Consider the following 20,113-nt stretch of genomic DNA (forward strand, 5'->3'; position numbering starts at 1 on the left):
GCTTCCTCCTGCGGAAAACAAAACGCCGCCCGTGCAAACGGGCGGCGTTTTGCGTTGCCGTCCTACTGGCGCAAATTCGTCCAGATCCGGTCATAGGCGCGGATCGCCTTCTCGTCGCATGACGGGGCGAAGGTGATCTTGAGATCGGCCGGCGGGTTGAACTCCGGCGAGCCGCCAATGTCGGCCGCCAGGAATTTGTTCGAACCGGCGATCGCGCTCTGGTATCCGGTGTATTTCTGCTGCAGCGCGATGTTTTGCGGATCCATCAGGAAGTTGAGGAACTTCTTGGCGTTCTCGACATTGGGCGCGCTGGTCGGCACGGCGACATTGTCCATCCAGCCGACAGCGCCTTCCTTGGGATAGACGTATTTGACCGTCGACTTCTGCTGCCGCGTCGCCAGCGCCTTGCCCGACCACTGCTCGTGCATGACCGTTTCGCCGGCGACCTGGCGCTCGACGATGCCGTCCGAATTATAGACTTTGACGAACGGCTTCTGCGCCTCGAGCAAGGCGTCGAGTTCCTTCAGATCGGCCGGATTGCTGTTGCACTGATCCTTGCCGAGATAGACCAGCGCCAGCGATATCACCTCGGTCGGCGAGCCGAACATGCCGACCTTGCCCTTCAATTCCGCCGGCGGATCGAACAGCGGTTTCAGGCTGTCGGTCGGGCCTTTGTAGACGGCGGTGTCGACGGAATAGGATGTGGTGCCCCAGACCCATGGCACAGTGTATTTCGCATCCGGATCCCAGGGCCGGTGTTGCCATTTCGGATCGACATTCTTGAAGTTCGGCATCGCGCCGGCGTCGACTTCCTGGAACAGCTTCTGCTTGACGAAGATCGGCACGAAATCGTTGCTGATGATCATCACGTCGTAGCCGGCGGCGCCCGAGCTCAGCTTGGCGAGGGCTGTCTCGTTGGAATCGTAGGTATCGATGGTGACCTTGATCCCGGTCTCGGCCTCGAACTTCTTGATCATCTCGTCCGAGGTGTAGTCGGTCCAGTTGTAGATATGCAGCTCGCCGGCGTCGGCCAGCGCACTGGTGGTGATCGCGCCGAGCATGGCGGCGGCCAAGGCCAGTCCCGAAAGTCCTTCCTTCCATTTGGTCACGGTTATTCTCCTCTGGTTTGTCTTCTCGTTGTGACCATGATCCCGGTTCCCATTGTCCGGGCTCATGGCTTAGGCAAATCTGTTGCGCCTCCCGACCAGCAGGGCGGCGGCGACGAAGACGATGGAAACGGCAAGCAGGATGGTGGAGATGGCGTTGACCTCCGGGGTCACGCCAAGCCGCATCATGCCGTAGATGTAGACGGGCAAAGTGGTCGATCCGGCGCTCGACACCATCATCGAGATCAGGAAATCGTCGAGCGAAATCACAAAGGCCATGATGGCGCCGGCCGAGATCGCCGGCAGCAACAGGGGTAGCGTGACGCGGACAAACAGCCGCCACTCGTCGGCATAGAGGTCGCGCCCCGCCTCCTCCAATGTCCCGCCCATGTCGCGCAGCCGCGCCTGGATCGGCAGCAGCGCGAACGGGATGCAGAAGACGGTGTGGGCGATCATCAGGTTGAACAGCCCGTGATGCATGCCGAGCCCGGAAAAGAAGATCAGGGTGGTGATCGCCACGACGATCTCCGGCACCACCAGCGGCATCGCGATAAGCGCCGTCGCGGCGCCGCGCCCGAAGCGCAGCCGGCCGCGTTCCAGCGCCAGCGCGCCGGCGGTGGCGATCGCCGTCGAGGCGATGGTGGCGACGATGGCGATGATGACGCTGTTGATGGCCGCGTCGCGGATCGCGTCATTGTTGGCGACCGCGACGAACCATTTGACGCTGAAGCCGGCCCAGACGGTGACCAGCCGGCTCGAGTTGAAGGCATAGATCACCAGGATCAGCAGCGGCGCGTAGAAGAACACGAAGATCAGCGCCGTGTAGGCCGATAATCCGGGCGTGCGGCGCCAGTCGAAGGGTTTTGCGCCGCTCATCGCCGGTCCTCCTGTACGCGACGCGAACGCACCACGAAGACGGTCAGCACGACGACCGTGACGACGGTCGACAGCGCTGCGCCAAATGGCCAATTGCGCGAGGAGGTGAATTGCATTTGGATCAGGCTGCCGATCAAAAGCTTCTTGCCGCCGCCGAGCAGATCCGGCGCCAGGAAGGAGCCCAATGCCGGCGCGAAGACCAGCGTGGCGCCGGCCAGCGCGCCGGGCCGCGCCAGCGGCCAGACGATGCGGCGGAAGACGGCGGCGCGGCTGGCGTAGAGATCGTGCGCGGCCTCGATCAGCCTGGGGTCGATGCGCTCCAGCGTCGAATAGATCGGCAGCACCATGAAGGGCAGGAAGGTGTAGACGAGGCCGAGCAGGATCGAGCCGTCATTGTAAAGCAGCGGCAAGGGATCGGAGATGATGCCGGCGCTCCGCAGCGCGCCGTTGGCCAGCCCTTCGTCGCGCAGGATCAGGATCCAGCAATAGGTGCGGATCAGCGTGTTGATCCAGAACGGCAGCGTGACGGCGAAGAGGAGAATGCGCCGCCGCTCCGGCGTCTGGCAGACGATGTACCAGGCGACCGGCAGGCCGAGCACGAGGCAGATCAAAGTCGTGGCGACGGCGAGATAGACCGAGCGCAGGATGATCAGCGCGTAGCTCGGCGAGAACACCAGGCTGTCGTCGAAATCGCGCTGGTAGAGGAATTGCAGATAGGCATCGAAGGTCGCCGGCGCGGTGACGCCGCCATAGGGGTTGGCGGTCATGAAGGAATAGCCGACCGCCAGGAACAGCGGCAGCACCATGAAGACGCCGATGACCAGCATGGCCGGCGCGATCAGGAGCCAGGTGCGGTTCGGACCCATCTCAGTTCGCCAGCTCTCGCTCGACATGGCGCGCCCAGTCGACGACGACGCTGTCGCCTGTCGCGAGCACGGCGCCGCCGCGCGTGCGCGAATGCAGCTTTGCCCCCTCCTCCAGCACGACTTCGTAGAGTGTGTCGGAGCCGAGGAAGGTGATGGCGGAGACCGCGCCGCGGGCGTGACCTTTCGCATCGCCGAATGCCGGTGAGACAACGATATGCTCGGGCCGCACGACGATCGTCTTTGCCGGATCGCGGCCAAGCGCGGCGCCGGGCAACAGATTGGACTCGCCGATGAAGTCGGCCACGAAGCGATCCTGCGGGTTGTCGTAGATGTCGCGCGGCGTGCCGACCTGGAGCACGTCGCCGCCGCGCATCACCGCGATGCGGTCGGACATGGCCAGCGCCTCTTCCTGGTCGTGGGTGACGAGAACGAAGGTGATGCCGGTTTCGCGCTGCAGCCGCTTCAATTCGCTCTGCATGCCCTTGCGCAATTTGAGGTCGAGCGCCGACAGGGGTTCGTCGAGCAAGAGCACGCTGGGCTTGGGCGCCAATGCACGCGCCACCGCGACGCGCTGCTGCTGGCCGCCCGACAATTGCGACGGGCGCCGCGCGGCAAAGCCTTCGAGCCGCACCATTGCCAGCGCTTCCCCGACGCGCTCGTCGATCAGTGCTTTCGGCGCGTTCTGCATTTCCAGCCCAAACGCGACATTTTCGGCCACGCTCATATGCGGGAACAGCGCGTAGCTCTGGAACACCGTGTTGACCGGCCGCTTCTGCGGCGGCAAGGCGGCGACATCGCTGCCGGCGATGCGGATGGCGCCCGTGGTCGGCGCCTCGAAGCCGGCGATCAGGCGCAAGAGGGTCGTCTTGCCGCAGCCTGACGGGCCAAGCAGCGTGAAGAACTCGTTGTCATAGATTTCCAGGCTGACTTGCCTCAGCGCGTGGACGGGATCGGCATCCCTGGTCACGAAGGATTTTGACACGCTGTGGATGTCGATCATGACCGGCACATTCCTGGGACTGCATGGAGACGGCCCATGGGCCATCACGGCCGTCTGGCGCCGCACCTAAAAATTCGCTCCAAAATTATATTTGTCAACGGATAATATATTGTTTTTGCGTTTCGACACGCGAATGTGTGGCGGAGCCCGTTGCGCCGGAACCTTCGGGTTTTCACAGCACCTTGCCGGTTTCGGGATCGAGCAGGTGCATATGCGCCATGCCGAGCGACAGCGTCGCCATCTCGCCAGGCTTCGGCGTCGCCGCCGGATCGATGCGCGCTGTGGCCTCGGCGCCGGCGACCAGTACATGCAGCAGCGTCTCCATGCCCATCGGCTCGACGACCTCGACCGGCACCTTGATGTCGACGGTATCGGGCCGCTCGCACTGCTCGGTGATGTGCTCGGGCCGCAGGCCGAATTCGAGCTCGCGCCCGGCATGGCCAGCATAGCGCGCCGTGCGGGAGGCAGGCACGGCGAGTGCCGTGCCGTCGCCGAGTATGACCGCCAGCTTGTCGCCGCGCGCTTCCAGCCGGCATTTGAAGAAGTTCATGCCGGGGCTGCCGATGAAGCCGGCGACGAAGCGGCTGGCCGGCTCGTGGTAGAGATCGTTGGGCGGCCCGATCTGTTCGATGCGGCCCTTGTTCATGACCACGACACGGTCGGCCAAGGTCATCGCCTCGACCTGGTCGTGGGTGACATAGACCGTGGTGGTGGCGACCATCTGATGCAGCCGCTTGATCTCGGCGCGCATCTTGCCGCGAAGCTTGGCGTCGAGATTGGACAGCGGCTCGTCGAACAGGAAGACTTTCGGCTGGCGCACCATGGCGCGGCCCATGGCGACGCGCTGGCGCTGGCCGCCCGAAAGCTGATGCGGCTTGCGCTGCAACAGCTCGCTGAGGTCGAGTATGTCGGCGACACGGGCGATGCGCTGCGTCACCTCGGCGTCCAGCACTTTGCGGATGCGCAGACCGAAAGCCATGTTCTGCGCCACCGTCATCTGCGGGTAGAGCGCATAACTCTGGAAGACCATGGCGATATCGCGGTCCCTGGCCTGGACGTCGTTGACCAGCCGGCCGCCGATGTGGATCTCGCCACCGCTTGGCCGGTCGAGCCCCGCCACCATGCGCAGCGTCGTCGACTTGCCGCAGCCGGACGGCCCGACGAGGACGACGAACTCGCCCTCGGCGATGTCGAGGTCGATATCGTGGACGACCTTGAGGTTCTGAAAGCTCTTCGAAATCTTGCGCAGTTCGACATCGGCCATGGCGCTACTCCTTTGCCCCGGGCGCGAACATGTCGAGCGCCAGTGCGGCGGTGCCGATCACGCCGGCGTCGTTGCCGTGCTCGGCCGCCACGATCACCGGTGGGCGGCCAGGCTTGAGCAGGACGAAATCCCTGACATTCTCGGCGATGCGATCTATGAAGAACGGACCGGCGAGCGACAGGCCGCCGCCGATGATCGCCGCTTCGATGTTGAGCATGTTCGACATGATGCCGATCATCTGGCCAAGCCAGCGCGCCACCTCGTCGACGACCTGCAGTGCGATCGCATCGCCTTGCTTGGCGAGGTCGACGACGGTCTCGGCGTCCTTCGCGTCGGTGTCGGGCTGGAGCTGGCGATAGCGATTGACCAGCGCGCGGGCGCTGGCCAGGTTCTCGACCATGCCCGGCACCGGATCGGCGATGTCGGTGCGGGCCGGGTCGAGCGAGATGCAGCCGAATTGCGGCGGCAGTCCGTCCGGACCGTCGATGACCTTGCGGTCGATGACCATCGACCCGCCAATGCCGGTGCCGAGCGTCAACAGCGCAAAGCGCGAGAACGGACGCCCGGCGCCGTGGCGCATTTCGCCGTGGGTGGCGCTGACGGCATCGTTGCGGACCACGGCCGGCACGCCGAAGCGGATCGAGAACAGCTTTGACAATGAGCCCTTGAGCAGCGCCGGGATCGCCGGGCAGCGGCCGTTGAGCATGCCGGTCTCGGGATTGGGCGTGCCGGGAACGCCGATGCCGATGGCGGCGATGCCGGGATAGGCCTTCCTCAGCGCCTCGGTCGCCTCGGTGACCAGATGCACGAAATCGGCGAACTCGATGTCGCGATGGACAGGGACCGCGCCGCGCGCCAGGACCTTACCCGAACCATCGACGACGCCGAGCTTGACCAGGCTGCCGCCAATGTCGATTCCGATCGCGGTTACCATCATGCCTCCTTGCGGATGCGCACGTTGAGCCGCTTTCCGAGGTTGGGGTAGATCATCTTGTCGGGATCGATGCCGCGCGCGATTGCCAACTCGCAGCCATACCATTGCAGCGGGATCGGCGCCCAGCAGCCGGCAAGCCATTGCTGCCCGGGCGCTGTCGGCCAGCTGACATCGAGGTCGAAGCGCGTTGGATGGCCGGAGAGGTTGAGCACGACCGTGCGCGGTCCAAGCTCGGCCAGCGCCTCGCCGAGATTGGCGGCCACTTTCGCCTCGGTCTCGGTCTGCGCGACGGCGACGACCAGGCTGTTGTTGGTGGTGCCGTAGACATGGCCGTGCAGCGCCTCTTCGGTGTCGAAGCCAGCCGTCGGCACGCCGCTGATCTCGGCGATCTTGAGCGATGTTTCGAGCGCGGTGCCGAGATGCGTCGCCTGGCCTGCGACCAGGATGTAGTCGGGGACGCCGAAGCGAGCGATCAGGTCCTTTGCCGCCGCAAGGCCGGTTTCGGTTGTCTGCTGCAACTGCGCAAGCAGCCCCGACACATCGACCGTTTTGCCGGCAAGCCTGGCCGTCACCGCCAGCACCGAGATGACGGTCGCGGTGTAACCCATGGTCTTGGGGCCGACGGTCTCCGGGCCGATCGGCATGACGATGATCTCGGCGCCGGTCTCGGTGATCAGGCTGCCTTCCTCGCCGGTGATGACGAGCGTCGGAAAGCCGTGCTCGACCGACAGGCGTACCGCCTCGATGGTGGTGATGCTCATGCCGGATTGCGAGGCGGCCAGCACGAGCGTCCGCTGGTTCGACGCCCTGGGCGGCAGGCGCAGAAAAGCCTCCGGCTCCTTGGCGATCACCGAGGCGCCGGTCCTTCTTCAAGCGCCTCCGCACCTGCCAGCAGCGCGTTCATCGAAGAGCCGGTGCCGAGCAGCACAATCCGTTCCGGCGTCTGGCGCAGGCTTGAAAAACCATCGAGCGCCTTCCCTATCGCGCCGGGAATCCGGGTGAGGGTCTCGGGCTGCCGGCGGATGTAAGTGCCTATCTGCATTTTTGGTGTTCCATCAGTTCGAAATGTCGGAAATTATTTGCTGTAGCCCTTGCTCAGCCCGCTGATGAATTGCCGCGAGAAGAGGGTGAAGAGCAGCACCAGCGGCACCGCGCCCAGCGTCAGCGCGGCGAGCAGTGCCGGGTAGTCGTTCATGAACTGGCCGACGAATTGCTGGACGCCGAGCGTGACCGTCTGGTTCTGCCGGCTAGGCGCCAGGATCAGCGGGAACCAGAGGTCGTTCCAGACCGGCAGCATGGTGAGTGCGGCAACAGCGGCGAGGCCCGGCCTGACCAAAGGCAGCACGATCCAGAAGGTGCGCAATTCGCTCGCCCCATCCATGCGCGCCGCTTCCTTGAGATCGGTCGGCACGGTGCGGAAATAGGTGACCATCAACGTCACCGCGATCGGGATGCTCATGGCGGTGTAGACGAGGATCAGCGCGGCCAGCGTGTCCATCAGTCGCCAGGCCAGCATCATCTGGATGAGCGGGATGGTGCCGAGCCGGATCGGCAGCATGATGCCGATCACGAACAGACCGCCAAGCAGCGAGGCCAGCCGCACCCGGTACTCGACCAAGGCGAAGGCGGCGAGCGTCGACAGCACAACGGTCAGCACGATGGTCGTCACCGTGACGATCAGGCTGTTGCGGTAGTTGACGATGAAATTGCCGCGCGTGAAGACGCGCTTGTAGCCTTCGAGGCTGAAGGTCTTGGCCGTCGGCAGGTCGAACGGCCCACCGAAGATCGCCGGCGTCGTCTTCAGCGAATTGATGATGACGATCAGCACCGGCCCGATGGCGAGCAGCACGAACAGGATCAGCAGCGCATGCACGATGACGCGCTCGGCCGTCCAGGGTTCGCGGTCCCGGTGACGACGGGCGACAGGTATGCTGAGGTCTGGGGCGCTCATCTCAGTTCCTAGACCGAATAGGATTTCAGGCGGCGCTGGATCAGCCAGAAATAGGCCGCGGTGACCAGCAACACGGTGAGGAAGATGACCGTTGCGACGGCGCTGCCCAGATCGAGATCGGCAAGCTGTCCGCTCGAGCCGAAGAAGGTGCGGTAGAAATAGGTGCCGAGGATGTCGGTGCTGTAGTTCGGACCGGGCGCCGAGCCGTTGAGCGCGAACACCAGGTCGAAACCGTTGAACGTCCAGATATAGGTGAGGATCGCGATCAGCCCGAATTGCGGTGCGATCAGCGGGAACTTGATCTTCCAGAAGGTCGTCCAGCCGCCGGCACCGTCGATGTTGGCGGCCTCCACCAGCTCGTTGGGCACCGCCAGCAAGGCGCTGTAGAGGAAGACCATGGGAATGCCGAAATACTGCCAGACCGACATCAGCGAGATGGTGGTGAGCGCCGTCGATTCCGTGCCCAGCAAGGGAAAGCCGACCAGACCCCAGAGCGGGTTGATGATCAGCCGCCAGACGAAGCCGACGATCACCACCGACAGCGTCGCCGGGATGAACAGCAGCGTGCGGTAGATGCCTTCCGAGCGCGCAAGTTTTCCCGATGTCAGCAATGCTGCCAGCAGCAGGCCCATCGGCACTTCGACGATCAGGTGAATGGCGAAATACTGCATGTTGTTGAGCAATGCGTTCCAGAAACGGGCGCTGATCGTCGGGTGGGTGAACAGCCGCACGTAATTGGCAAAGCCGACGAAGGTGTCACCCGCCGCACCGCTGGTCTGGAAGAAGCTCATGACGATCGAGGTCGCCAGCGGCAGCACGGCAAAGACCAGGTAGACGGCCAGGGCCGGCAGCACGAACAGAAGCAGGTTTCGATAGGCGACGGCGGGAGATATCAACGGAAAACCTCATCTTCACGCCGGTCATCATGGCTGGCGTGCCGGTAGCTTGCGCATGCCCTGCCCTCTGGCAAGGCATGCGCGAGACGGTGCCGGATTACTTCTTCTGCGGTCCGTACCAGGAGGCGAGGCCGGCCTGGAGTTCGGTCGCAACCTGCTGCGGCGTGACGTCGGACTTGGTGAACATCACCTGCAGCAGGCGCCAGGTCTCGTCGTCGAGCGGCGGCGTGCCGGCGCTGAGCCGATCCAGCGCCAAACGCGGGGTGAGCTGAGCACCCTTCTTCAGGTCGGCGAAGTCCTGCGCCAGCTTGTTCTTGTAGGTCACAGGCTTCGAGCTCATGGCAAAGAAGCCAGGCGCGGCGTTGACGTAGAGCTCCTGGAACTCAGGCCCGGCGACCCAGTCGAGGAAGGTTTTTGCCGCTTCCTTATGCGTGCTCTTGGCGTTGATGCCGATGCCCATATCCGGCATTTCCTGGAGATAGCGCTGGTCGCCCGCCTTCGGCACCGGCGGGCCGAACACGCCGACATTAAGGTTGGTCGAGGTCGCCTGGTTGATGTCCCATGAGCCGTCGGGAAGGATGGCGGCTTTGCCGAGCGTGAACAGCTGCGTCATGTCGGCATAGTTCAGGCTCTCCTGCCCGGCCGGCAGGAACGGCTTCCACGCTTCGAAGGCGGCTATGGCGTCGACGAACTCCGGATCGGTCAGCTTCTTCTTGCCGTCGATCAGGCCGAGCCGGCCCGCCTCGCCTTTCCAATAGGCCGGGCCGATCGAGTAGAGACCGTTATAGGCGAGCTGCCAGGACTCCGCCGAGCCGTAAGCAAGCGGCGTGTAACGGCCGTCTTTCTTGATTGCGGTCAGCACGTCGATGAACTCGGCGCTGGTGGTCGGCACCTTGAGGTTCAGTTCCTTGAAGATGTCGGCGTTGTAGTAGAAGCCGGCGAGCACGGCCGCGACCGGCAGGCAATAGGTCTTGTCGTCGGCACCGCTCCATGCCGCACGCGAGGTCTTGTCGAAATTCGCCAAGCCCGGCAGGCCTTCGAGCGATTCGAAATAGCCGCGCTTGATCCATTCGCGGTTGACGTCGAACGGCCGGCAGGTGATCAGGTCGCCGCCGGCGCCGCCTTCGATCTGCGACTGGATGGCGGCGTTGTATTCATTGGTGTTGATCGGCGCGAACTCGACCTTGATGTCGGGATGCTTGGCCTCGAAGGCCGGCAGGATGGTATCCTGCCAGACGGCGATGTCCTCGGTGCGCCAGCTGTTCAAGGTGATGGTGACCGGGTCGGCCAGCGCCGCACCGACACCGCCTGAAAACATCACGCCGAGCGTCGCCGCCAGCGGGATCGATACACGTATGGAACGCATTTTCCTGCTCTCCCTCAAGATGGTGCTTCGTGTGGATTCACGATTTTGCACTGTTGCCTCGGACCATACCTACTGATACATCTTGTGACAAGTGGTATTGTGTTGTCTTTTCCATCAAACAGCCGCTGCTATGGCTGAGCAGCAGCAAGCTGATGGCAAAAAATCTGGGAGGATTTGAATGATTGGCGTTGGAATTCTGGGCTCGGGCTTCATCGCCGACACCTATGCGGACTCGCTGCTCGACGTGCGCAATGCCGAGCTCGTCGCCTGCTCGTCGCGCAGCTTCGAGCGCGCCACGGCCTTCGCTAAAAGTGGGGGCCTAAGGTCACCGCGCACCGGGATATCGAGGTGCTGTGCGCCGATCCGGCGGTCGAGCTGGTGGTGATCGCCCTGCCCAACGAAATCCATCTCGAAGCCGTCAGGATCGCCGCCAGGCATGGCAAGGCGGTGATCTGCACCAAGCCGCTGGCGCGCACCGGCAAGGAAGCGCAGGAAATCCTCGACATCGTCCAGCGCGCCGGCATCTGGCATGGCTACGCCGAATGCGCGGTATTCTCCCCCAACATCGCCAAGGCCCACCAGATGATCCAGGCCGGCGGCATCGGCAATCTCTTGACCATGCGGGCGCGTGAGGCGCATTCCGGCCCGCACGCGCCGCATTTCTGGAACGCCGAGCTTGCCGGCGGCGGCGCCCTGCTCGACATGGGCTGCCACACCGTCGAAAGCGCGCGCCACTTTTTCGGCAAGGACAATCTCATCACCGAGGTGTTCGCATGGGGCGCCACGATGGCGCATGGCGACAAGACGACCGGGGAAGACACGGCGATCGCGCTGCTGAAATTCGCCGGCGGCCAGCTCGCCACGATCGAATCGTCATGGATCGAGAAAGGCGGCATGCAGCTTCGCCACGAACTGGTCGGGTCGGCCGGCCGCATCGTCACCGACACGTCGGTCGGTCCGGTCTGGGGTTTTATCGAAAAGCCGGTGGGCTATCTCGTCGAGAAGGCCGATGCCGAGACCGGCTGGGTTTACCCGGTGCCCGAAGAGACCCGCGCCTACGGCTTTTCGCAACAGATGCGCCACTTTGTCGACCATTTCGCGGCGGGGACGACGCCGCTCGAAACCTTCGAGGACGGCGTCATCGTCAACCACATAATTGACGCCTGCTACCGTTCGATGCGAACGGGCGTGTGGGAAAAGATCAAGAGGTGACCGAGATGGAGGGCTCGCCACTGCAGTCGGACGGACCCGAACCACTCTGGCGGCAAGCGGCCGATGCGATCCTCAAGGAGATCGCCAGCGGCAAGCTTGCGTCTGGCGCACGGCTGCCGGCCGAGCGCGACCTGTTCACGCGCATGTCGATTTCAAGGGTGACCTTGCGCCGTGCCCTGCAGAGCCTTGTCGAGGAAGGCGTGCTGACGCCCTCGCACGGGCGCGGCTGGTACGTCTCGGCCAAGGTGCCGAAGGAGTTTCCCAACACGCTGGAATCGTTCAGCGAGACCGCCAGGCGCCTCGGCCTGACGCCCTCTTCCGACGTGCTGCGCGCCGAACAGGCGCCGGCATCGCTGGACGAAGCCGAGGAGCTTGCGATCGCGCCGGGTGCTGCGCTGTTCCACCTGGAGCGGATCCGGCGCCTCGACCAGGTGCCGGTCGCCGTCGACACCTCGTTCTTCCCGCTCGCGCTTGTCCCCGATCTCAGCCATGTCGATTTCAGCAATGCCTCGCTGTTCGGGCTACTCATCGATGCCGGTATCGACCTGGCGCGCGCCGAGGCCACGATCGAGGCACGCGGCGCCGATCCCGTGCTGGCCGGGCATCTCGACATCGAGGTCGGCAAATCCACTTTGGTCATGCGCCAGCTCATCGTCGATGCGGCCGGCCGGCCGCTCCTGTCCTCGACGATCCGCTACGCCGGCGACCGCTACCGCCTGCGCACATCGTTCTCGCGCGCCGGCAAGACCGCCGCCCGTATTCCAATAACACCTATGGCCCGCGAATAGCCGGTGGGCTGGGAGGCAACCTATAGCGACGCGCCCAGTTCGCGCAGCGCCGCCTTGGCCGCCGCGGCTTCGATGAAGTCCGCAGGGCAATCGCTGACGGCCGTCCGATAAAGCCGCAACGCCTCATCCTCCTGGCCCTGGATATGGTCGAACTCGGCCGTGTAGAAATTGGCCTCGCAGACCTGTCCGGTCATTGTGTTGGCATCCACGGTGTCGGCTGCCGCCGCCAGCGTCTCGGCGGCCGTTTTCTCGCCGAGCAGCATCCGGATCACCGGCGCTGGCCATTTGGTCATGTCGATCTTGCCGATCCGGCCCTGTAGATGGCTTCCGGCGCCGGTGAGGCGCCGCTCGGCCATATCCAGCCATATCGCGCAGTAGGCACAGTCTGGATGCAGTATCGCGGCACGCTCGAAATCGACCCGCGCCTTGGCCATCGCGCCGGAATGGAAATAGGCAATCCCCCGCCCATAAGAAGCTTCGTCATTCTTCGGATCGATCCGGAGCGCATTGTCGAAATCCGCGACGGCACCCTCCTTGTCACCCTTATCGATGCGGATGTAGCCGCGGCCGACATAAGCAGCACCGAAATTCAGATCGAGCGTAATGGCGGTGCTGAAATCGGCCATCGCCCGGTCTTTGTCACCTTTACGGGCGCGCGCCATGCCCAGATTGTAGAAAGGGTTCGCACGCAACGGATCGAGGCTGGTCGCGTGATCGTAGTCGGCGATCGCGCGGTCGTCTTCACCCTTCCCGGCCCACGCCAGGCCACGATTGTTATAGGCATCGACCATTTTTGGATCGAGAGCGATAGCCTGGTCGCAATCGGCGATCGCGCGGTCGTTGTCGCCCTTCAACAACCACGCCCTGCCTCGATTGTAAAATACAAGCGCGTTTTTCGGATGGAGGCTGACGGCCTGGTCGTAGTCGGCCATGGCGCGGTCATAGTCGCGTTTTGTAATCCAGGCATTGCCGCGCATTTCATAGGCGGCACCGCGTCTGTCGATGGCGCCGTGCTCGATCACTTGTGTGCAAGTCTCGATCCGCCGGTCGGCGCCTAAGGTCTTATCAAGGCACGCGGTGTAATTCGGGTCGGTGAAAAAATCGCGGAAGTACTGCAGGACAACCGCCACGATAATGATCAACACCAGCCTGATAAGCCAACGCCATTTGCGCGCCAGCGCTGTCTGCTCATCCCTGGTCATGGCCACCTTCATCGGAATTTCCCCAGAAGACCTCAACCGGTTTCTACTTCACCGGGCAGGTCGAGCCGAAGGACATAGGCTGAGATGCAAAGCGGCGGCCATACACATTGTCGAGAAAACAGCAGAACAGACAGTTTGGCGTGTACGATGCAAGTAGCACCTAAACATCGGTCGACGCAGCGGCGATATTCTCTGCAAGACGGCTACGCCGGGGTGTACCCAGGAATAGGAGCGGCCTTCACTCAAGGCTTCGTCAAATGTCGGGACCAGCTGCGCGCCAAAGTCATCTGCCGAGCCGCACACGGAGTCTGGGCGGCAGCTCCGTTAACTCAATCCGAAAGGACGCTCGACGTGAGGGAGATACCGGCGCAGCGGGCCGTGTTGCGAATGTGATTTTGCATCTCGCGCGTTGCCTTGGCTGCATCGCGCATCCTAGGGGCGTCAGTGACGCGCCTATGCTCCGCGATCGAGGCCCTCATTCGAGCCGGCTCGGTAATTGGAATCGGCTGGATTTGTGTCTCTGTCAGCTTGTCACGGACAGGCTGATAGAGGTCAACGATCATTCTGTTAGGGCAGGCAGCCGCAATGATTGCGTGGAATTCGAGAGCGGCCTCGGCCGCGCGCTTTGCGCACAGGATGGCTGGTCAGGCCGCGCTTCGATGCGAACAAAAGCCTCCCGGTGAGCGGCGAGCCAATGGCCGGGCATTCGCAAGTTCTCGCCGCATCTTGCGGCATGTCGAGGAAACAGACATCAGACCGCCGATCCGCGAGGTCTTCAAGCTGTCGGATTTCCACCGCCTCAGAGCATGGCGAATACAGATGCCAAGAACCATTACTGCAAAAATCGTCGCCATGTCAGACTCTTCATGCCCGGGATCGAGTGGTTGAGTCCCCATACAGGTGAGTTGAAGACGCTTTAGCCGTCTTCCCGATGTCGGACCGCCCTCGTTTGCGGCCAAAAGAGCATTTTTTGTGCCATTTCTGCCACATCCTGCAATCTTATTGAGCGATTTTAGGGATCACTAAATCAATCAGTGCTCACATCTCCCGTAATTTGTTAGACACTCTCACCGGGGATGTAGCGCCCTAATGGCGTCGGGAGCATGGGGTGTGGGGAATGAATAAGACAGCAATGTCGGCCATGGCCAAGCGTCTTGGCTTGATGATGACTGCCACCATGTTGGGCTATGGCAGCGCTCACGCTCTCACGCTACGAGAGGCCATGGCAGTGGCGGTGGAGTCCAATCCGGAGATCGGCCAGGCGATCGAAAATCGTGAAGCCATCGAATTCGAATTGCGCCAGGCGAAGGGCCTCTATCTGCCGAGTGTGGATGTCGAGGCATCGGCAGGGGCTCGCCGCCTCGACAATCCTGACAGACGCGCGCTGGATATCGAGAACGACACGCTCTATCCGGCAGAAACCGATCTCACGGTTTCGCAAACGCTCTATGATAGCGGTGCAAGGCGCGCCGAACTCAACCGCCAGGCCTCGCGGGTGGACGGTGCCTCGTTCCGCGTTCTGGAACGGTCCGAATTCATCGGCCTCTCCGTCGTCCAGGATTACCTCGAAGCCATGCTGCAGGCTTCGATCGTTGCCGAAGCCAAAAAGAACCTTGCCTTCCATCAGGCAATTCTCGGCGACATCCGGCAAGGCATCGCCGGCGGCGCGCTGAACGATGCCGACCGCCAACAGGCGGAGGAGCGGCTGTTCGCCGCCAAGGCGCGCTTGCAGGAAGCCACCGAGGAAATGGAGGCCGCAAAGATCCGGTTCTTCAAGACTGTCGGAAAGCCGCTGACCAGCGCCGCCAAACCGGGCGATGTTTCCGCTGCGTTGCCAAGGTCGCTCGATGAAGCGATCGGGCTGGCGCGACAGAACAATCCACGCGTGCACATGGCCAACAGCGATATCGACGCCGCGGCCTCGCTGGTGGACGCCGCACGGGCAAAGTTCGGCCCCTCCATCACTGCCGAAGGAGTTGCCCGGGCAGGCTCCGACATCGATGGCAGCGACGGTGGCACCAACGACCTGCAGGCGCGGGTGGTGCTGCGCTGGAACCTTTATCGCGGCGGCATCGACAAGGCCAACGAGCAGGAGCAAATCCGCCGCACCAGCGAGCAGCGGCTGGCCTTGCACCAGGTCCTGCGCGAAATCGAGGAAGCTGTTCGCACCTCATGGGATCGTCGCTTCCGGCAGGCCGAGCAGGCAAAGACGCTGAGGCAGCAGGCCGCCACCAACGAAAAGCTGGTGGCGTCCTATCGCGAGCAGTTCAAGGTCGGGCAGCGGTCGCTGCTCGACGTGCTCGACGCGCAGAACACCCGCTTCAACACCGCGACACTGGCGGACACGGCGTCCTATGCGTCGCTTTTCGCCGAATACCGGCTGCTTGCCGCAACCGGGCAATTGCTGAAGACAATGGACATTCAGCCGCCAAAACAGGCCAGCGCCTACGCGAAGACCGAGTTCGGCACGCCTGAAACGGCTGACACCGAAACCTATGCGCGGACGCCGTCGGAGCAGAAGAACGACCTGCCCTTCGATATCCTCGCACCGGTAAGGAAGAAGTGACAGGTCGGGCCAAGCGAGAGTGCCCCCGGGCGGACCGTGAACCAGCAACCCAACATTCTTTCCCCAAAGGAGGCCTTCAAGGGCTGCTTCGCGGCTGTCGCCGGATATCTCGGCCGGCCGAGCGCGGAGACGGTGCTGTTTGCCGGCGTGCCGCTGTCCGACACGCGCATCGACATTGACGCCATCCGGCGCCTTGCAGAGCGCGTCGGCCTTGAAATCACCGAGTTCAGCCATCGCGACTTCGTTCGGGGGCGCATCGATCTCCCCGCTATCCTGTTCCGCGTCAGCCGACTTCCCGTCGCTTTGCTCGCCGAGACCGAGGACGGCGCATTCACGACCGCGCCTCAGGAAGACGGGCGCACCACCGTCAGCAAATCAGAGCTTGCCGAAAGCTACATCAGCGGCGGCGTCTCGTTCTCGATCACCTATGCCAATGCAACCGAGGGGATGAATGTCGGTTCGGCCGCCAGGATCGAACGGCGGCATTGGCTGACCGGAACGATGGGGCCGTTCTGGCGCACCTATTCGAAGGTCGTGCTGTCGGCTCTATTCATCAATCTGCTGGCGATCGCGTCGCCGGTCTTCACCATGAACGTCTACGATCGGATCTTGCCGAACAAGGCGATATCGACGCTTTGGGTGCTGTCGATCGGCATCTCTGCCGTCATCCTTTTCGATCTGTTGCTGAAGACGGCCAGGGCCTCCCTCATCGACTATGCCGGGCGCAAGGCAGACCTGCGCATCTCCTACATGCTGTTCGAGAAAGTGCTGAACTCATCGCTGTCGGCACGCCCCGGCTCCACAGGCGAATACGCAAACCGGGTGTCGCAATATGAGTTCGTGCGCGAATTCTTCACCTCGAACACCATCAGCGTGTTCATCGACACCGCATTCGTCTTCGTCTTTCTGCTTGTTATCTATGCGATCGGCGATTGGCTGGTCATCATACCGGCGCTGGCCTTCGTCGCGTCGGTGATCGTCGGATTGGTCACGCAACGGCGCATCGGCAAGCGGGTCGCGGCCTCCATGAACGAGGCCTCGCAGCGCCAGGCGCTGCTGGTCGAGTCCATCTCGACGCTGGAGACCATCAAGTCGCTGCGGGCCGAGGCGTATCTGCTGCGCAAATGGGGCGAGCACTCGAAAAACGCGGCCAACACGTCCGAGAAAATCAAGCAGCTTTCAGCAGCCGCCGGCAACATAACCTCAGCCATCCAGCAGATGGTCACCATCGCGCTGATCGTGGCCGGCGCCTATGCTTTCGCGGAAGGCCATGTATCCACCGGAGCAATCATCGGCACGGTCATGCTGGCAAGTCGCGCCGTGGCTCCGCTTGGCCAGATCGCGATGACCCTGTCCAGGTATCGCCAGGCCATGCTTTCGCTGCGCATGGTGAACTCGATCATGGCGCAGCCGGAGGATCGGCCGGATACGGTCGGCTTCGTCAACCGCCCCATCCGAAACGGCGCCATGGTGTTCAGGAATGTCGGCTTCACCTATCCGGGGGCCGAAACCGAAGTCCTGACCGCGATGAGTTTTGCGGTGAAGCCCGGTGAACGCATCGGCATCATCGGTCGCATCGGCTCGGGAAAGACGACGATGGGCCGGCTCATCGGCCGCCTTTTCGTGCCGACTTCCGGCGAGCTGCTTTTGGACGGGGTCGACATCCGCCAATACCATCCTTCGGAAGTTCGCGCCGCTGTCGGCATCGTCGCACAAGCCAACGATCTGTTCTCCGGCACCATCAAGGAAAATCTCCTGATGGCCTGCCCGGAGGCGAGCGATGAGCAAATCGTCGAAGCGGCCAAGGCGGCCGGCGTCGACGATTTCGTCTCCCGCCACCCGCGTGGCTACGACATGAATGTCGGCGAGCGCGGCACCAACCTCTCGGGTGGCCAGAGACAGGCCGTGGCCATCGCCCGTCTGTTGCTGACCAAGCCGAAGATCGTCTTCCTCGACGAGCCGTCGGGCTCCATGGATCTGGCTTCCGAACGCCAGCTCATCAAGCAGTTGAAAGTGGCCTTCGACCGCAACACGACGCTGATCGTCTCGACGCACCGCTTCAGCATGCTGGAGCTCGCCGACCGCCTCATCGTTGTGGATCAAGGCAAGATCGTTGCCGATGGACCGAAGGACCAAGTGATACAGGCGCTGCAGAAAACAAGCGCCTGACGAAGCAGACTCTATTGCATTCAAAGCGTTGGGGCTCGGGAAATGCTTGCCAGGGAAGACCGGCCGCCGCTGTTCGCGTCGGCCTCCATATTCATCATCGGAGCGCTTTTTGCGAGCTCCGTCGCATGGGCGTCTTTTGCAGAGGTCGATGAGATCGCGCGCGGCGACGGCAAGGTCATACCGGCCTCCAAGACCCAGGTCATCCAGGCCAGCGAACCGGGCGTCGTCCAGGAAATTGCCGTGCAAATCGGACAGGTCGTGAAGAAGAACGACCTGATCATCCGCCTCGACAACACGATGAACACGTCCAGCCTCGGCGAGCAGCAGGCCAAGGCGCGCGCCTTGCAGGCGCGTATCGCGCGACTGAAATTCGAGCAGAGCGGCACTATCGAGGGTGCGTTTCCCTGCCCCTCCGAGATCCAGACGGTGGCGCCCGAAATCTGCGACAACGAGCAGAACCTGCTGCTCGCGCGCCGCGGCAATTTTGAAGTAAAGCTTTCGGTTCTGAAGTCGCGCCTCGACCAGCGCGAGAAGGAGCTGGACGAAGCCAATGCCAATGTGGATCGCCTGACCAAGAACCTTGCGGTCAGCGACCAGGAAACGACGCTGGTCGAAGCCATGGTCAAGAAAGGCCTTATGGCGAGGACCGAGCAGCTCCGCGTCGAGCGCGAGCAAACTGAATTGCATGGGCAATTGAACCTCGCCGGCGAGACCATCAAGAAAAGCCAGGCGGCCATCACCGAAGCGCAGTTGCAGGTCGACGAGCTCGGCCTGCAGCTGAAGCAGGAAGCGCTGGGCGACCTGACCCAGGCGCTGGCCGATATTTCGGTCGTCGACGAGACCATTCGCGGCGCTACCGACAAGGTGGCGCGAACCGACATCCGCTCTCCGGTCGATGGCATCGTCAACACGCTCGACGTCAACACCCTCGGCGCCTTCGTGCAACCGGGCGCCGTGGTGGCCGGCATCGTGCCGACCTCCGAGACGCTGCTGGTCGAAGCGCGGGTCTCGCCGCGCGATGTCGCCTTCATCCGGCAGGGCCAGGACGCGTTGATCAAGATAACCGCCTATGACTTCTCGATCTTCGGCGGCATCGCGGGCAAGGTATCCAACATCACCGCCGACAGCCTCGTCGACCAGAAGACGGGCGAGCCCTACTACCAGGTGCGCGTCGCCACCGAGAAGTCGACACTGGCGCGGGACGGCAAGACCTATTCGATCATCCCCGGCATGATCTGTTCGGTCGACATCAAGACCGGACGCAAGACCATCCTCACCTATCTGATGAAGCCGATCAACAAGGCGCGCGAGGAGGCGATGAGTGAGCGATAGCACTATCTCTCCTCCCGTCGCGCGCGAACGGCTGCTGCCGCCATTGGCGACCGAGGATTTCGGGCTGGAGTTCCGCGTCGTGGCGCGTGGCGGCGTACGGCGCGGCATTCGCCTCGAGCGGGCCTTCTGGACCGCGCTGAAGCAGATGGCCGAGAACCGTAAATGCACCATCGGCTCGCTGATCGACGAGATCGCCGAGAGCCATGCCCACACCGGAAACCTGACATCGGCGATCCGGGTGGCCTGCATGCGCGGGCTGGCCGACGAAAATTCGACCCTGCAAAAGCTGGCGTCGATCAAGACGATCAATGCCATCCTTCTCGCCTGCCCTTCGCCGGCTTTCGCGCTGGCATCGTCGAAGAAAATCCTGACCTTCAACGCGCCGTTCCAGCAGCTGGTCCGGCGTCAGTTGCCGGTCACGTCAAACGACGACACGCGCCCGATCTCAAGCTGGCGCTGGATCTCAATGTCGCCGATATCTTCGCGCGGCTCGATGCCAATGGCGAAACACCTGTGGCGACCGGTTTCGTCATCGGCGCGGGCGACCGCCGCTACCGGGGTCAGTTGAGCGCGGTGCGGGCGCCG

20 protein-coding genes are annotated in these 20,113 nt (G+C 63.0%); 7 read left to right on the forward strand and 13 right to left on the reverse strand.

The genetic code is table 11. The features are described from left to right. Positions 1–62 precede the first annotated feature (62 nt). From ACVDG8_RS10970 to ACVDG8_RS11020, 11 genes are all read right to left on the reverse strand, one after another. Complete coding sequence (locus ACVDG8_RS10970; RefSeq protein WP_447254728.1) at positions 63–1,109, reverse strand: extracellular solute-binding protein; 1,047 nt, start codon at positions 1,107–1,109, stop codon at positions 63–65. 69 nt (positions 1,110–1,178) lie between these two features. Continuing rightward, positions 1,179–1,982 (reverse strand): ABC transporter permease, encoded by an 804-nt coding sequence (locus ACVDG8_RS10975; RefSeq protein WP_447254729.1) that lies wholly within the window; start codon positions 1,980–1,982, stop codon positions 1,179–1,181. Further along, a complete protein-coding gene (locus ACVDG8_RS10980) occupies positions 1,979–2,848 on the reverse strand; it encodes an ABC transporter permease (RefSeq protein ID WP_447254730.1) in 870 nt (289 codons plus the stop codon). Before ACVDG8_RS10980 ends, ACVDG8_RS10975 begins: the two co-directional genes overlap by 4 nt. A 1-nt stretch (position 2,849) precedes the next feature. Beyond that, entirely contained in the window at positions 2,850–3,848 is a 999-nt protein-coding gene (locus ACVDG8_RS10985) for an ABC transporter ATP-binding protein (RefSeq protein ID WP_447254731.1), read from the reverse strand. A gap of 172 nt (positions 3,849–4,020) precedes the next feature. After that, the gene (locus tag ACVDG8_RS10990; protein ID WP_447254732.1) at positions 4,021–5,112 is read right to left on the reverse strand and encodes an ABC transporter ATP-binding protein; all 1,092 of its coding nucleotides are present in this window, start codon (positions 5,110–5,112) and stop codon (positions 4,021–4,023) included. 4 nt (positions 5,113–5,116) lie between these two features. Further along, positions 5,117–6,046: an ROK family protein gene (locus tag ACVDG8_RS10995; RefSeq protein WP_455707676.1), complete on the reverse strand. Its 930-nt coding sequence runs from the start codon at positions 6,044–6,046 to the stop codon at positions 5,117–5,119. Further along, complete coding sequence (locus tag ACVDG8_RS11000) at positions 6,046–6,897, reverse strand: SIS domain-containing protein (protein WP_455707677.1); 852 nt, start codon at positions 6,895–6,897, stop codon at positions 6,046–6,048. Before ACVDG8_RS11000 ends, ACVDG8_RS10995 begins: the two co-directional genes overlap by 1 nt. Further along, positions 6,894–7,088, reverse strand: a complete 195-nt coding sequence (locus ACVDG8_RS11005; RefSeq protein ID WP_455707678.1) for a hypothetical protein — start codon at positions 7,086–7,088, stop codon at positions 6,894–6,896. The genes ACVDG8_RS11000 and ACVDG8_RS11005 overlap by 4 nt, the downstream gene beginning before the upstream one ends. A 33-nt stretch (positions 7,089–7,121) precedes the next feature. After that, on the reverse strand, positions 7,122–7,997 hold the full coding sequence (locus ACVDG8_RS11010; protein ID WP_447254735.1) for a carbohydrate ABC transporter permease: 876 nt from the start codon (positions 7,995–7,997) through the stop codon (positions 7,122–7,124). Between the two features lie 8 nt (positions 7,998–8,005). Beyond that, positions 8,006–8,893 (reverse strand): carbohydrate ABC transporter permease, encoded by an 888-nt coding sequence (locus ACVDG8_RS11015; protein WP_447254736.1) that lies wholly within the window; start codon positions 8,891–8,893, stop codon positions 8,006–8,008. A gap of 97 nt (positions 8,894–8,990) precedes the next feature. Then, entirely contained in the window at positions 8,991–10,259 is a 1,269-nt protein-coding gene (locus ACVDG8_RS11020) for an ABC transporter substrate-binding protein (protein WP_447254737.1), read from the reverse strand. A gap of 178 nt (positions 10,260–10,437) precedes the next feature. Here ACVDG8_RS11020 and ACVDG8_RS11025 point away from each other — a divergent pair, with 178 nt between their 5' ends. From ACVDG8_RS11025 to ACVDG8_RS11035, 3 genes are read left to right on the forward strand one after another with little or no spacing between them, the layout of a single operon-like run. Further along, positions 10,438–10,644 (forward strand): hypothetical protein, encoded by a 207-nt coding sequence (locus ACVDG8_RS11025; protein ID WP_455707679.1) that lies wholly within the window; start codon positions 10,438–10,440, stop codon positions 10,642–10,644. Next, on the forward strand, positions 10,608–11,471 hold the full coding sequence (locus ACVDG8_RS11030; RefSeq protein ID WP_455707680.1) for a Gfo/Idh/MocA family protein: 864 nt from the start codon (positions 10,608–10,610) through the stop codon (positions 11,469–11,471). Before ACVDG8_RS11025 ends, ACVDG8_RS11030 begins: the two co-directional genes overlap by 37 nt. A gap of 5 nt (positions 11,472–11,476) precedes the next feature. Further along, a complete protein-coding gene (locus ACVDG8_RS11035) occupies positions 11,477–12,259 on the forward strand; it encodes a GntR family transcriptional regulator (RefSeq protein ID WP_447257304.1) in 783 nt (260 codons plus the stop codon). A 20-nt stretch (positions 12,260–12,279) separates the two neighbouring features. Here the strand turns inward: ACVDG8_RS11035 and ACVDG8_RS11040 are convergent, their stop codons facing one another. Next, positions 12,280–13,473 (reverse strand): tetratricopeptide repeat protein, encoded by a 1,194-nt coding sequence (locus ACVDG8_RS11040; RefSeq protein WP_455707681.1) that lies wholly within the window; start codon positions 13,471–13,473, stop codon positions 12,280–12,282. Between the two features lie 317 nt (positions 13,474–13,790). Next, positions 13,791–14,024 (reverse strand): FCD domain-containing protein, encoded by a 234-nt coding sequence (locus tag ACVDG8_RS11045; RefSeq protein ID WP_455707682.1) that lies wholly within the window; start codon positions 14,022–14,024, stop codon positions 13,791–13,793. Between the two features lie 554 nt (positions 14,025–14,578). Here ACVDG8_RS11045 and ACVDG8_RS11050 point away from each other — a divergent pair. Genes ACVDG8_RS11050 through ACVDG8_RS11065 form a run of 4 tightly spaced genes read left to right on the forward strand, consistent with a single transcriptional unit; the run spans position 14,579 to position 20,096 of the window. Continuing rightward, a complete protein-coding gene (locus ACVDG8_RS11050) occupies positions 14,579–16,027 on the forward strand; it encodes a TolC family outer membrane protein (protein WP_447254740.1) in 1,449 nt (482 codons plus the stop codon). Between the two features lie 36 nt (positions 16,028–16,063). After that, on the forward strand, positions 16,064–18,196 hold the full coding sequence (locus ACVDG8_RS11055) for a type I secretion system permease/ATPase (protein ID WP_447254741.1): 2,133 nt from the start codon (positions 16,064–16,066) through the stop codon (positions 18,194–18,196). Between the two features lie 42 nt (positions 18,197–18,238). Beyond that, on the forward strand, positions 18,239–19,528 hold the full coding sequence (locus ACVDG8_RS11060; protein WP_447254742.1) for an HlyD family type I secretion periplasmic adaptor subunit: 1,290 nt from the start codon (positions 18,239–18,241) through the stop codon (positions 19,526–19,528). Next, a complete protein-coding gene (locus ACVDG8_RS11065; protein ID WP_455707683.1) occupies positions 19,518–20,096 on the forward strand; it encodes a ribbon-helix-helix domain-containing protein in 579 nt (192 codons plus the stop codon). Before ACVDG8_RS11060 ends, ACVDG8_RS11065 begins: the two co-directional genes overlap by 11 nt. Positions 20,097–20,113 lie beyond the last annotated feature (17 nt).

Source organism: Mesorhizobium sp. ORM8.1 (assembly GCF_053005525.2).

Coding starts and splice junctions, on each gene's coding strand:
- ACVDG8_RS10975 (WP_447254729.1), bottom strand. CDS start 1,982: ATGAGCGGCGCAAAACCCTTCGACTGGCGCCGCACGCCCGGATTATCG.
- ACVDG8_RS10980 (WP_447254730.1), bottom strand. CDS start 2,848: ATGGGTCCGAACCGCACCTGGCTCCTGATCGCGCCGGCCATGCTGGTC.
- ACVDG8_RS10985 (WP_447254731.1), bottom strand. CDS start 3,848: ATGATCGACATCCACAGCGTGTCAAAATCCTTCGTGACCAGGGATGCC.
- ACVDG8_RS10990 (WP_447254732.1), bottom strand. CDS start 5,112: ATGGCCGATGTCGAACTGCGCAAGATTTCGAAGAGCTTTCAGAACCTC.
- ACVDG8_RS10995 (WP_455707676.1), bottom strand. CDS start 6,046: ATGGTAACCGCGATCGGAATCGACATTGGCGGCAGCCTGGTCAAGCTC.
- ACVDG8_RS11005 (WP_455707678.1), bottom strand. CDS start 7,088: ATGCAGATAGGCACTTACATCCGCCGGCAGCCCGAGACCCTCACCCGG.
- ACVDG8_RS11010 (WP_447254735.1), bottom strand. CDS start 7,997: ATGAGCGCCCCAGACCTCAGCATACCTGTCGCCCGTCGTCACCGGGAC.
- ACVDG8_RS11020 (WP_447254737.1), bottom strand. CDS start 10,259: ATGCGTTCCATACGTGTATCGATCCCGCTGGCGGCGACGCTCGGCGTG.
- ACVDG8_RS11025 (WP_455707679.1), top strand. CDS start 10,438: ATGATTGGCGTTGGAATTCTGGGCTCGGGCTTCATCGCCGACACCTAT.
- ACVDG8_RS11035 (WP_447257304.1), top strand. CDS start 11,477: ATGGAGGGCTCGCCACTGCAGTCGGACGGACCCGAACCACTCTGGCGG.
- ACVDG8_RS11040 (WP_455707681.1), bottom strand. CDS start 13,473: ATGAAGGTGGCCATGACCAGGGATGAGCAGACAGCGCTGGCGCGCAAA.
- ACVDG8_RS11045 (WP_455707682.1), bottom strand. CDS start 14,024: ATGATCGTTGACCTCTATCAGCCTGTCCGTGACAAGCTGACAGAGACA.
- ACVDG8_RS11050 (WP_447254740.1), top strand. CDS start 14,579: ATGAATAAGACAGCAATGTCGGCCATGGCCAAGCGTCTTGGCTTGATG.
- ACVDG8_RS11060 (WP_447254742.1), top strand. CDS start 18,239: ATGCTTGCCAGGGAAGACCGGCCGCCGCTGTTCGCGTCGGCCTCCATA.